The organism is Burkholderia sp. AU33545 (genome assembly GCF_020419685.1).
Lineage (GTDB): Bacteria > Pseudomonadota > Gammaproteobacteria > Burkholderiales > Burkholderiaceae > Burkholderia > Burkholderia diffusa.
In genome coordinates this window covers 1060561-1072715 of record NZ_JAIZRQ010000001.1, presented here as the reverse complement: position 1 = coordinate 1072715, position 12155 = coordinate 1060561, and the positions used below count along the sequence as shown (strand labels likewise).

At 59.5% G+C, this 12155-nt stretch carries 14 protein-coding genes and 1 pseudogene; 8 read left to right on the top strand and 7 right to left on the bottom strand.

Annotated elements, in window-relative coordinates; genetic code table 11:
• Positions 1–12: 12 nt before the first annotated feature.
• Positions 13–756: a DUF695 domain-containing protein gene (locus LGM71_RS04975; protein ID WP_226114136.1), complete on the top strand. Its 744-nt coding sequence runs from the start codon at positions 13–15 to the stop codon at positions 754–756.
• Positions 757–1167: 411 nt separating this feature from the next.
• Here the strand turns inward: LGM71_RS04975 and LGM71_RS04970 are convergent, their stop codons facing one another.
• The gene (locus LGM71_RS04970; protein WP_226114135.1) at positions 1168–1713 is read right to left on the bottom strand and encodes a hypothetical protein; all 546 of its coding nucleotides are present in this window, start codon (positions 1711–1713) and stop codon (positions 1168–1170) included.
• A gap of 396 nt (positions 1714–2109) precedes the next feature.
• Between LGM71_RS04970 and LGM71_RS04965 the strand changes: the two genes are divergently transcribed.
• Positions 2110–2574, top strand: a complete 465-nt coding sequence (locus LGM71_RS04965) for a plasmid fertility inhibition factor family protein (protein ID WP_226114249.1) — start codon at positions 2110–2112, stop codon at positions 2572–2574.
• A 909-nt stretch (positions 2575–3483) separates the two neighbouring features.
• On the opposite strand, the gene LGM71_RS04960 is transcribed toward LGM71_RS04965, so the two are convergent.
• Together LGM71_RS04960 and LGM71_RS04955 are read right to left on the bottom strand one after the other, a co-directional pair.
• A complete protein-coding gene (locus tag LGM71_RS04960; protein ID WP_124906084.1) occupies positions 3484–3693 on the bottom strand; it encodes a hypothetical protein in 210 nt (69 codons plus the stop codon).
• Complete coding sequence (locus tag LGM71_RS04955; RefSeq protein ID WP_413226849.1) at positions 3690–4109, bottom strand: class I SAM-dependent methyltransferase; 420 nt, start codon at positions 4107–4109, stop codon at positions 3690–3692. Before LGM71_RS04955 ends, LGM71_RS04960 begins: the two co-directional genes overlap by 4 nt.
• Before the next feature lie 441 nt (positions 4110–4550).
• On the opposite strand from LGM71_RS04955, the pseudogene LGM71_RS04950 reads away from it, so the two are divergent.
• Positions 4551–4826, top strand: a pseudogene (locus LGM71_RS04950) (cytochrome C); the annotation flags it as partial.
• A gap of 31 nt (positions 4827–4857) precedes the next feature.
• Complete coding sequence (locus tag LGM71_RS04945) at positions 4858–5412, top strand: c-type cytochrome (protein WP_226114248.1); 555 nt, start codon at positions 4858–4860, stop codon at positions 5410–5412.
• Between the two features lie 108 nt (positions 5413–5520).
• Here the strand turns inward: LGM71_RS04945 and LGM71_RS04940 are convergent, their stop codons facing one another.
• From LGM71_RS04940 to LGM71_RS04930, 3 genes are all read right to left on the bottom strand, one after another.
• A complete protein-coding gene (locus tag LGM71_RS04940; protein WP_124626086.1) occupies positions 5521–5868 on the bottom strand; it encodes a hypothetical protein in 348 nt (115 codons plus the stop codon).
• A gap of 80 nt (positions 5869–5948) precedes the next feature.
• Positions 5949–6569: a hemerythrin domain-containing protein gene (locus LGM71_RS04935; protein WP_151048576.1), complete on the bottom strand. Its 621-nt coding sequence runs from the start codon at positions 6567–6569 to the stop codon at positions 5949–5951.
• Positions 6570–7050: 481 nt separating this feature from the next.
• Complete coding sequence (locus LGM71_RS04930; protein ID WP_226114133.1) at positions 7051–8136, bottom strand: NAD(P)/FAD-dependent oxidoreductase; 1086 nt, start codon at positions 8134–8136, stop codon at positions 7051–7053.
• 502 nt (positions 8137–8638) lie between these two features.
• On the opposite strand from LGM71_RS04930, the gene LGM71_RS04925 reads away from it, so the two are divergent.
• The 4 genes from LGM71_RS04925 to LGM71_RS04910 all read left to right on the top strand — a co-directional run bounded on the left by LGM71_RS04925 (position 8639) and on the right by LGM71_RS04910 (position 10850).
• Positions 8639–9346 (top strand): succinate dehydrogenase iron-sulfur subunit, encoded by a 708-nt coding sequence (locus tag LGM71_RS04925; RefSeq protein WP_226114132.1) that lies wholly within the window; start codon positions 8639–8641, stop codon positions 9344–9346.
• 311 nt (positions 9347–9657) lie between these two features.
• Positions 9658–10182: an aspartate carbamoyltransferase gene (locus LGM71_RS04920; RefSeq protein ID WP_226114131.1), complete on the top strand. Its 525-nt coding sequence runs from the start codon at positions 9658–9660 to the stop codon at positions 10180–10182.
• Between the two features lie 170 nt (positions 10183–10352).
• On the top strand, positions 10353–10547 hold the full coding sequence (locus tag LGM71_RS04915; protein WP_174919771.1) for a hypothetical protein: 195 nt from the start codon (positions 10353–10355) through the stop codon (positions 10545–10547).
• Between the two features lie 45 nt (positions 10548–10592).
• Entirely contained in the window at positions 10593–10850 is a 258-nt protein-coding gene (locus LGM71_RS04910; RefSeq protein WP_226114130.1) for a hypothetical protein, read from the top strand.
• A gap of 70 nt (positions 10851–10920) precedes the next feature.
• On the opposite strand, the gene LGM71_RS04905 is transcribed toward LGM71_RS04910, so the two are convergent.
• Positions 10921–12050 (bottom strand): IS3-like element ISBcen15 family transposase gene (locus LGM71_RS04905; RefSeq protein WP_226114129.1). Its coding sequence is split into 2 segments (ribosomal slippage): positions 10921–11798 and positions 11798–12050, totalling 1131 coding nucleotides; the frame shifts between segments, so codons are not numbered across the junction.
• Positions 12051–12155: the final 105 nt, after the last annotated feature.

The following is a 12155-nucleotide window of genomic DNA, read 5'->3' as shown; positions in this document are numbered from 1 at the left end:
CGGGAGAAACACATGACCGACGCCTGGGGAACCTTCCCTGCCAGAATGGGCGACCATCAGGCCTTCATCAGCTTCAATCACGGCTTTGCGGAAATCGCCGATAGCGATCCGCGCACGTCGCTGTTCAGCGTGCGCGTCACGTTCGCGCATCCGACGCCCGACGGCCTGCCGAGCAGCGACGAGTTCGCCGGTCTCACGAAAGTCGAAGATCTGCTGGACGCCGCAGTGACCGCGAAAAACGGCGTGCAGGTCGGCCGCATCACGGTCGAAGGCAACCAGGATTTCCTGTTCTACGTGCCGTTCGACGAGGAAGCCGCAGCCGGGATCGTCGACTCGCTGGCCGAGCACACGACCTACGCGCTTCAGTACGCATACCAGGACGATCCGGACAAGGAAACGTACTGGCGCACGCTCTACCCGACCGACGACGACTGGCAACTGATGCGCGACATGCGCGTGCTCGATGCGCTGCGGCAGAAAGGCGACGTGAGCGACGCGAGCCGGCGCGTGATGCACTGGGCTTACTTCCCTGAACCGAGCGACGCGCACCAGTTCGCCGACTGGGCCGAGTCGAAAGGCTATCTGGTCGAATCGGTCGCGCCGACCGAGGACGGCAAATCGGCCGTGAGGTTTGCGCACGAAGGCACGATGGTGCTGGCCGACATCACGCACCATACGCTCGAGATCAATCGCGAGGTGCGCTCGCTCGGCGGCGAATACGACGGCTGGGAAACCAGCGTCGAGCAGGCGGGCTGATCCCGCCGACACGCGCGTTGCGCGCGTGTCGGACCTCGACGGGTTCGGTACAAAAAGCATCCCGGCAGCGCGACTATGCGCCGCTGGGACCAAGGCATCGCCGGCCGTAACCGGCAATGGGCCCAAGCAACCGCTCAGGCACGAGGAAAGCGATTCATGCGGCTCGGGCGAACGGATGCCGTGGCGCGAGACGCCGCCTGCCGAACGCCTGTCCGTTTCCGCCAACGCGGCTTGCATGCGTCGTGCGGGGAAAAAGCCCCCGCTCCTGCGCGAGCGAGCGGGGAAATGGTTGACCGGGCCGGGGTAGAACGGTCAACCGGCCAGATTGTGATCGCGCCCCGTGCAACCGTCTGTGCGGCAACTCACCCTTTCATACGGAGAGTCCGTGTGCCTGGCGCAGCATGCAGCACGTCACGGCCCAAGCGGGACGCCTGCGGCCGGTGCGGCAATCACGAGGATCACGGGAAGCGACACGATGGCCCCGATCATCATTACGCCGTCGGCCGCCAGCGTGACGGGGGGCGCGAGCACGCGCAGGGCCTTGCCGCCCTTCGTCAGGCGATCGTCGACCTCACTCTTGCAGGTATGGGAAAACGACCACGTCTTACCTCGCTCAAAATCGCCGGCCCGATAGCGCGTACCGTTCAGCGCGCCGTCCATGCTCAGTTCGCTCCGGTCGAGATCGCTGACGATTTCAACGACGACCTCACTGACGATTTTCGCGGCTGAAGCATCGCCGTCGACCGTAATGTCGACTGCATCGGCGGCAGCAGCCTGCGCCACAGGGATTTCGATCAGTGGCGCGCCCTGCGGGCTGACCAGCTGTGCCAGCCAGTCGACGAGATTGGCGTGCGCGTCGTCCTCGTCGGCGAAGTCATTGCGTTTCAGAAAACGTTCGAACATGACCGACGCGAACGTCTTGCCTCGCGAAATGGAATCCAGCTGCCAGTCGACCACGGCGACTCGCCCCGTTTCCCGCGTTTCGAGTGTCGACGTGAAGCGGTAATCGAGATATTCGATCTCAAGTTTCGGGGACGTGACTTTCTCCGGCCAATCCGCCCGCTCGGTTCCTATGACGCGCTGCGCCGGTCCGGCTTCACGCGCTGCGTGAATCTTGTGTGAATCCGGGGCTATACGTCATTCCGTGCAGGCAGTATCGCGATATTCTCGCGAGCTATCGACCTCGACTGAAAATACATGGCCGTCGCGTCCGGTATCCGTTGCGTGATCGATTCCGCGCCTCGGTCGTTCGCGCATGATTTCGCCCTGTCGATTCCGGATATCCGACTGCTCCGCGGCTGCGGCCGTGCTGCTACACTCCCGCCACAAAAATCGCTTGCCCCCAAGGAAACAATGTCACTCGCTCGGGCACAACATGATGGTGTCGATGTCTGGATCATCCAGCTTTCGGGGCATGCCGCCTATGCCTCCACGCATCTCAAGCGTGTATTCGCATCCGACGACTCGCGACATCGCGTCGTGACGGTCGACCTGACGAAACTGCTCGCCTGCGCCGATCGCGACACGACGGACTATGTGTTGCCATCGGTTCAGTACTGGGCGCCCGGCAAGGCCGCCGGCATCCGCGACTTCCTCGACCCGGCCCAAGCCCGGATTCCCGAGATGCCCTTCATCACCTTTCGCGAGACGAGAACGCGGATGCTGTTCGGCATTCCGGGGCTGTCGAAAGTCGGCGTCGCGTCGTTCCGAAACGGTCAGCATCGCGCGCGATATCTGGCGTATGCCGGGGCAACGAACCTGCCGGTCGAGGTACATGAAACGGAGGCGGATTTGCTCATGCGGTATTGCGGCGAGTGACTGGCGCGATGCGCCATCTTTTCCGTCTCTTGCGGAATCGGTCGGGCAACGTGCGAACGCTGGACCCGGTGCCGGCAGGCCGTCAGGCTTCGATCACGTAGATCCGGTCAGCGACTTCCGTCGAGCCAATGAAGCTCGTTTCAGCGCCTGCCAATCGCATCCATTGTGCTCGTCGAAGCCAATCGCGCTGACATTGCCCTCAAGCCCGGAAAGATGAACCCTGTCCGCACCGATATTTTTGACTGTGGGTTGAATCGCGAGTCGCACAAGATGCTGCACGAGGGCACCACTGGCAAAAAAATGTCCCGACGCCTTCCGGGTTGTCGGGACCGAACGGCCCTGCAAAGCTGAGGGCACGAGGAATCGAAATATTACACCAATGTAAGACTGTCAATCTTTGGTGGTTTATGCCAAGTCACTGGCTTATTCCGCCAATCTGCAGGTTTCAGCTCAGCATCATGTGATGCCTGAATCACCGGCCGACGTTCGAAGAGCCAACACACAATGAGTCGGCGACGGTTTATTCGCGTCTCAATTTGCCCTCTGCTTCCTCTTGATGCGCAAGATGAACCTCCCACTGCCTCAAGCTCCAGAGGTGCCAATAGCGCGGATGAAACACCATCGTCCAGAAAGTAATGTTGCACGGCAGGCCGATTTTCCGGCAGATTTTTGCCATTTGTTCCGTCCGGAAATGATGTGCTACCAATGGTGCTGCGCATGCAATTATGAGTAACTCGAGCCAGAAGTTCTGAATCATATTTCAACTGAATGTATCGGACTGGAAGAGCCACGATTCCCGGAGATGGTTCGCGACGGTTTTTTTCATGGCCTTTGTATCGGCGCATCTCGGTCACTGCATTGTTTCGAAGATCAAAATTTTCGATCGACCGAACATCAGCGTGAATCCCGTCAGGAGGCGGCTAAGACGCGCAACGCCGGGTATGTTCCGACGGCAGTTCCGCCCGTGATTTTCCGGGTCCACAGGATCGAGAGGTGCTTCAGGAGCAGGTAGAACGGGAGCAGCGCCATGCGCTCGCAGCGATCGATGCGGGTATCCTTGAGCGTGCAGCCCATCGCACCAAACACATAGATCAGTTGAAGCGGCGTGAACGGACTCACGTGGCCACGACCAGGCGACGCCCCGTGAAACTGCGAGCACGAATGCAGATTCGAAACATTCGGCGTTGAAACGATGATGATGCCATTCTGCCGCTTTCGCGGACCAACTCCGAAATTGAATTCGCCGGATGCAATACGTGTTCGCCCGCTTCAAGGCAGGTGACTGCACTGAACTCGTCATTCTGGAACGGGAGGGGAGCTTCCATGTCGGCTACGACGGAATCGTCGTAGCCATGGATGTCTGCCTGCACTACATCATGGCCGAGCGCATTCAATGATGCGGCGAACACGCCGGAACCTGACGGTATATCGAGGATTCTGGTCTTCCCGTGGCACCGGGCTGCGAAATACTGGAGCACCTGGTTCATGTATTCCGTTTGACCGTGAAGGTAGCAGCTGTGGTCGCGATGTTTCATTTTATGGTGCTGGCGGCGATAGGTATAAGTCTGTATACCAGCCGACAATCGCGACTCATATTAGATATGTCTGAAAAGTGATTCGTTTGACAGAAAAATGGGGGCGATCTTACTTTTCTTGGTATCGCCTTCGGATGTTGTGCTTCAGCGAGCCGCGTTTTCGCTGAATTGTCGCGTGCAGCAGAGACCGATCAGCCGAGGCAAGCGACGCCTGGCCGGCGAGATGCAACGCTCCACGGTTGGCCGTGCAATATTCGTTGCGGCTCAACTAGTGACCTGCTCCCCGCGTTTAGTACGGTGACGGTGTAGAGTCCGTTCCAGAGAGGAATGGCAATGAAAAAGCGATTCACCGAAGAACAAATCATCGGCATCTTGTAGGAAGCCGAGGCTGGCCTGAATCCGCCGTCTCTACCGGCCATTCGATTCCGCAGGAGCGCCTGCTGCTATTACTACCAGCGCAAGTACGGTGCCACGCTGGGGTACTTCTCGACGACAGGAAATGCGGATACGGGGCTATACGGCGCCGTTCCAGTGACAGGGAGTGCAAATGGCTTACCCGATACGCGAGGCATCATTCTCGAACTCGACTACCTGCCGATGCCGCAAGTGAAGCTGTCCGTGCAGTACACCTGGTTCCTCAAGTTCAATGGCGCACGATTCAACTATGACGGAAGCGGACGGAACGCCAGCGATAACAACACGCTGTATCTGCTCGCCTGCTCTTGGCATCCTCGCGATCCTGATCGGGATGCCATCAACCACGCACGCCGAAGATGGCGCGCGCCTCGCGGCCCAGCTTTGCGCTGCTTGCCACGGCGTACACGGACATAGCGAATCGCCGATTTTTCCCCGGCTGAGCGCTCAGACACCGGAGTATCTGACTGCGCAGCTCAAAGGATTCCGTGAACATGCGCGCGGCGAAACGGATGCCCGTTCGTACATGTGGGCAATCGCGTCGCAACTCGACGATGCGACGATCGCATCGCTGGCCGACTATTACTCGCACCAGGAGCCGGTGCGCGGTGCACCGGGCGACGCGGCAACGATGTCGAAGGGACAGGAAATCTTCGAACATGGCGTGCCTGATCGCGGAACTCCCGCGTGCTCGTCGTGCCACGGCGCACAGGGCCAGGGAATCGGCCAGTTTCCGCGCCTTGCCGGCCAGCACAAGGAGTATCTGCTTCGTCAGATCGAAGTCTTCAGGAACGGAACACGCGCAAATGCGCCCGTCATGACCGCTGTCGCGCATACGCTGGACGCCGATCAAGCGAAAGCCGTCGCAGAGTGGCTGGAGTCCCATTAGTCCTCGCCGCCCCTCGTTGACGGGCGGAAGTCGGATGGCCGCTCGCGACATCCGTAATGAGATGCTCGCGATTTCGGCCAAACGACAGTTCGCCCCGCGCCACTTGCGCTATAGCGCGTACTGCAATGCCAGGTCGAAACCGATTACGACCAGCGAGCAGCCGAGGCCGGCCAGGACGTTTCCGACACGATGTTCGAAATCGTGATGGCGGCTGATCCAGGCTCCAATCAGGAAAACGCCTTCGAAGACGACCTGAAGCGCAACAAACACGAGCATTAACAGGAACTCGTAGCCCATGAACCGGAAGTTCGAGAAGTTCACGCCGTATTCGGCGACCGACCTGCCCACCCTGAGCACTTCATATGCCAACAACAGGATCGGAAAGACGTAACTGGCGACGTAGGTGGGAACACTTGCGTGCCGCAGTTCCAGATGAAAGTGGTGAATGGCTTGCATATCTCCTCCTGCGTCGGCTTCCGGTACTCAAAAGCCTTCCTGCATTTCGTGGTGGCAGATCCTGCTGATCCGCATGTGCATCACATGACCGGCCGTCCATCGAACGACGCGACTGAACAGCCAGCGTCCTGATCCGGGATGGTTTGGACGATCATCGAGAACAATTTGCCCAGATCTTCTTCAAGCTTTTCTCCGTCGAATGGATCGCGATTGGCGCCAAAGGCGGCGTCGATCTCTGCCCAATCATCCATTGTCAACAGACGTTTGGCGGCCGGCAGAATCAGTGTCTCTTCCAGACACCGGTGGTCCGCATAGAACTCCGCATAATCGTCCATCAGCGCGCCCAGCGTACGAAGCGCTGGCGCGCCCTTCAACTCGTACCGGGTCAGCGCGTGCTCCAGATTTCTCAACTTCAATTCGCCTCGATCGTGCTGTGACTCCAGTTCATCAAGGACGCTGTCGAACTCGTCGGTTCGATCCCGCAATGGCCTGAACAGGTAGCGATCCTCTTTGGGATGGTGTACCTGTTGCGGGTATTCCCGAATGTAGTAAAGCATCGCCCGAAACACCATGAGGCCCGGAACGGGTGCCCCTGCAACAAGCAGATGGACAAAGCGCTGCATGCCCCCGATCACGGTAAGCAACTGGTCGTGCTCCTGGAGGATGACGGTTATAGCGCTACGCGGCCTAAGCAACGGCATCTCAACCTCCGCACCGGAAGGTGAAGTTTATTTGCGAATCAGCTTACTGACTCACCCCGACAGCGAGCGAGAAAGCCTGTTTCGATACTTCAATGTTGGTCATCCGCCGACCGACATCAAAGTGCACCAACACCGCCGCGTTGATGGAGATCAACGATCTGTGCGGGCATCATCACCGGGATGTGTTCCGATGGCGGCCTACGCCCCTTTCAATCGACTATAGGGCAAATGATTCCTTGGCATTTGTCTGGTCTTTATCAGATGCATCATCTGTTCCTTGACCCGGCGAAACCTCAACGGCAGCTTCCGAGGTACTCCAGCCTTTCGCTCAACCAAGCAAAGCAGCCGCGGCGGTTTGACACCGTTGTTGTCATTCGAGGCCTATTGCGTCCTGCTTTGGACGAGTGACGACGCGTTTAGCAACGTCGACACGATGCTTGATTCCTCGCCTTCCCCGTCGCGCCCAGGTCGGTCCATGTCTCTAAAGCGCGGAGAAATCCCGGGCGCCCCGCGAGGGATGAACGGCGGCCACGCGCTCGGCGAGCTTTGCATCGTAGCTCGAGTGCACATGCACGCGTTTCTTGTCGGGACACGCATAGACGTATGCTTTGCGCAGCGCGAGCGATGCCTCATGAAACCCGGACAGGATCAGCTTCTGCTTGTTCGGATAACCGGCGATGTCGCCTGCCGCGAAGATACCTGGCCGTGAGCTTTCGTAGTACGACGTATCGACGACGATCCGTCCGGCCTGCACGGCGATCCCCCAGTTGGCGATCGGACCAAGGTCCGCGACAAGTCCGTAGAGCACGAGCAATTGATCTGTGTCGAGGCACACCGAGCCACCGATCTGGCGAACCTCGATCGATTCGAGTGTCCCCCCGGGCGCATTCAGCCCAGCAATCGTGCCAACCACGAAATCCATCTCGCCCGCCGCGACCGCCTGCTGCAACCGGGCGATGCTCGAGTCCGTCGCGCTGAAGCCGTTCCGCCGATGAACGAGCGTGACGCGCCCCGCGACCGAGCGCAGCGCCAGCGCCCAGTCGAGCGCGGAGTCGCCACCGCCCGCGACCACGACGTTTTTTCCTGCGAAGCCGTTCACGTCGGAAACGCTGTAATGGATGCACCGGCCTTCAAGGAACGACGCCTCGTCGAGTGCCAGCCGTTGCGGCACAAACGCTCCGTTGCCAGCAGCAATCAAGATCGCCGCGGCATCAAACGCATACCCTTTGTCGGTGCGAGCGAGCCATCGACCGCCCTCGAGCCGGTCAAGCGTCTCGATACGCTGACCGAGATGCATCGGAGGATCGAAGGGCCGGCATTGCTCGACGAGGCGATCGACAAGATCGCGTGCAGTGCACGATGGTATGCCAGGGATATCGTAGATCGGCTTGTCCGGATACAGTGCGATGCACTGGCCACCCGGGCGCTCGATCCCGTCAACGATCCGGCACGACAGGCCGATCACGCCTGCCTCGAACGCGGCGAAAAGGCCCACGGGACCTGCACCGACAATCAGCACGTCGGTTCTTAAAGGACTCGCAAGCGAGGAATTTTCCGGTGATGTCACGTGTCCTCCTCGTGAATGTCATGCGGGGCGCAGCACTACGCCTGCATTTTTCCCATATCGAGCCGGTACAAACTCGCAACGACTCCATTACCGCACCCGTCGACTACTCCAAGGTTCAAGGAACGCGGCCCCGCCGGCTCCAAGCCGTCATCGCAAGTATCCATTTGTATCATGGCGTGATATACATGGATACATCGACGTGGAGCAAATCCCTGCGGTTTCCTCTCGATAAAGCGAGAGCGAGTGATCTATGACGCGATGTGACTGTCGTAGCACCTCGGGCGAAATAGACCCGACCCGTTTTCTACATTGCGCCCAATTTTTCGCAGAACGGCCGTGGCTGGGAGTGGTTGGGGCGTCCGATCAAGGCGAACAATGAATTTAGGGCGCGGGTGACCGGATGCTCCGTCTGGAATACCGTCGGTCTGCAATCGACAGGAACGAAGTGACGGGGAGATAACGCGCGCCGGATACGCGATCCGTTCCACAAAGGAGGAACATCGTGAGTAGAACAAGGACGTTTGAAATCTTCCGCTACGATCCGGACCGGGATGCCAGGCCGTACATGCAAACATACGAGATCGAGGTGCCCTCGACTGACAGGATGTTGCTGGATGTCCTTGTCCGGCTCAAGGCACGGGACGAGACGCTCAGCTTTCGGCGTTCGTGCCGTGAAGGCGTGTGCGGCTCGGATGCAATGAACATTAACCGCAAGAACGGGCTCGCCTGCGTCACCAACCTCAACGACCTTCCCCGCCACACGGTCCTGCGTCCGCTGCCTGGGTTGCCGGTCATTCGCGACCTGATCGTGGACATGACCGCGTTCTTCAAGCAATACCACTCGATCAAGCCCTACCTGATCAACGACACGCCCCCGCCGGAGCGGGAAAGGCGCCAGACGCCTGAGGAACGCGATCAACTGGACGGTCTGTACGAGTGCATCTTGTGCGCGTGCTGTTCCAGCGCATGTCCCTCGTACTGGTGGAATCCCGATAAATATGTCGGTCCTGCCGGGCTCCTGCAGGCCTATCGCTTTCTGGTCGATTCCCGTGACGAGGGTACGAGTGAGCGGCTGGACAATCTTGACGATCCGTATCGCCTCTTCCGGTGTCGGACGATACTGAACTGCACGGACGTCTGTCCCAAAGGCCTGAATCCGGCCAAGGCGATCGGGGAGATCCGCACCATGCTCGCGCGCCGGACGATCTGAGTGACGCAACCTGACGCTGCGATACTTTTATGGCAATACCCCGTGCGACACCGGGGGAATTGATCGACGTTCGACCGCTCAGTGATGCATTGCTGGATTCGAAATCGATCACCCTCGTGCGGTCGGACCACTTGGAGGTTGTCCGACTCGTGATTCCAGCACGCAAATGTCTGTCTGCGCATGAGCAACGATCGCAGACTATGGGTTTCGATCCGGGAACCGCTGGCCATACGAATTGACCAGGGTGATCCACGCACTGACGTATGGGAAACTTGCATCAGCTTTCACGGTTTCCAGGGAGGAGCGAAGCAATGAAAAAAATCATGACAGCGGCGGCAGGCGCGCTGATCGGTGTATCGATCGCGGTTGCAGGGGAGCCGGAGCAGACCACGTCGCACGAGGACATGATGTCGAACCACGACATGACGTCGCACCGGGCGGAGGTGGCCCGCAAGGGTGCGACTGTGATGCCGTTTGATCTGGCGCGGACCACCCATTTTTTCGACGATACCGGAAGCGGTGGGATTGAGACAATCACGGCGAACGACAAACACGACACCAGACAGGTCGCGCTTATTCGTTCTCATCTGGCAATCGAAGCTCAACGTTTCCGCCGCGGCGACTTCGCCGATCCTGCGGCGATTCACGGCCACGATATGGCAGGGCTCGCCACCCTGACAAGGGCGGGTGAGAAGCTTCATATTGAATACAGGAGCCTGCCCTCCGGAGCGAGCCTGACTTATGCAAGCAACGACCCGGACGTGATTGCCGCTGTTCATGCGTGGTTCGCGGCCCAGCGTTCCGACCACGCCGCGCACTCCCATCTTCCCAAATAGCTCGGGCGCAATGTAGTCACCAACCATCGGCTGCGCGGGGACGTCGGTAATGAGAACGACATGATCCAAGGACAAAAGTCCGTTGTCTGGGCGAAGCCGACGTTTGAACGTCCACGTGAAAGTGTGGGCCAACGTCTGTTGCTGGCTGACCTCCGTCGGTACTGAGCCCCTTGACCGCCAAGGCCGAACGCACCGAGCACACCAACCAGTTAATCAAGGCCATCGGGTCGGACGGGCGGCACTTCTTCTATAACCCGCAGCACGACCGTTACGCACGCATCGAGCTCGACAGCCGAGGACGCGTGTGGTTCGTCGACGATTACACCGATAAGCGCGTCTGTACGCACGACACCCGTGGCCGCTAGCGCAGCTTCACGCACGGCGGCACGCTGCGCGGTCTGGTTGAGCGCATGCGCGACTACGTCACCACCGGCTGGCAACTGCCGCGCGACGTCATTGCTACGCCGTACATGGGCGACGCCGCGGGAGATAACGTATGGGGTTATGAGCGCGAGGCCGCGGCCGCCGTGCGCGACGCCGCATTTATCCTGCCGATCATGGCGCCCGCGCCGTGGCCCAGCGACACCCCGCGAGACTACTACGTCATCAGCATGCACCGCACAATGCGGGAGCACCGCACAATGCGGGAGCACCGCCTCTGGAGTTGACCCTGTAATCCAGGACGAAGCATCACACTAAGGTTGCCAAATTGAGGCTAGCCCAATTTCCATCCCGGTCTTAGTTGGAAAATTCCGGCTCTTCGGGGCGGGCCAAATCGGCCCGATCGGTGCACTGGCGGGCGAATTCCGCCGGTGTCATCCACTGCAGCGCAGAGTGAGGACGCGCCTCGTTATAGTACTCGCGCCAGACTTCGATTTTGCGTCTGGCATCTTCCAGCGACAAGAACCAATGTGCGTTGAGGCACTCCTCCCGAAAGCGCCCGTTGAAGGATTCATTCTTCGCATTGTCGGTCGGCTTGCCAGGACGCGAGAAGTCAATCTCCACGCCATTTTCGTACGCCCATTTGTCGAGCGCCTTCGAAATGAACTCGCTGCCGTTGTCTGCCTTGATATAGCGGGGAAGCGGACGATGCTGCGCGAGCCGAGTCAGCGCGGCGACAACGTGTTCGCCACGCAATGAGCCGTCGACTTCAATCGCCAAGCATTCCCGCGTGTAGTTGTCCACGATCGTGAGCGTGCGCAAGCGGCGACCATCAAACAGCGCATCGGCGACGAAGTCCATACTCCAGATTTCGTTGATTGCGCTCACTGACTGCTTTGGCTGCCTGCGCCGAGCCGACTTGTTCCGCCGAGGTCGTTTGTGGCGCAACGAAAGCCCGAGTTCCCGATACACGCGTTCGACGCGTTTATGGTTGTCTCGCCAGCCTTCCCGGCGAAGCATCACGTATACGCGGGGTGCGCCGTAATGCACCCGCACTTCCGTGATCTCCTTGATGCGCATCTCCAGCGCGCTTTGATCCCGCGCGACCGACTCGTAACGGTAGACCGTGCGGGACAGTTGCAACAACGCGCAGGTCTGCCGCTGGCTTGCGCCGAAACGCTGCATCAAGTCCGTGACAAGCTCACGGCGCCGAGAAGGCTTCAGAGCTTTTTTGACAGCACGTCCTGCAGCATGGCCTTGTCCAGCGACAAATCTGCTACGAGCCGCTTGAGCTTCGCGTTCTCTTCTTCAAGCTGCTTCAGCCGGCGCAGCTCCGATGGCGACAGCCCGCCGTACTTCGTGCGCCAGTTGTAAAACGTCGCGTCGCTGATCCCCATCTTGCGGCAGACCTCCGCGACCGGCGTGCCCAACTCGGCCTGCTTCAACGCGTATGCGATCTGCTCTTCGGTGAACTTGCTCTTCTTCACGGCATGACCTCCAAGTCTCGATGACATCGTCATGCCGGAATTTTCCACCTCCAAATGGGACAGTTTTGTGGGCTAGGGTCAAAATCCATTGAGCGCCGGAACTCG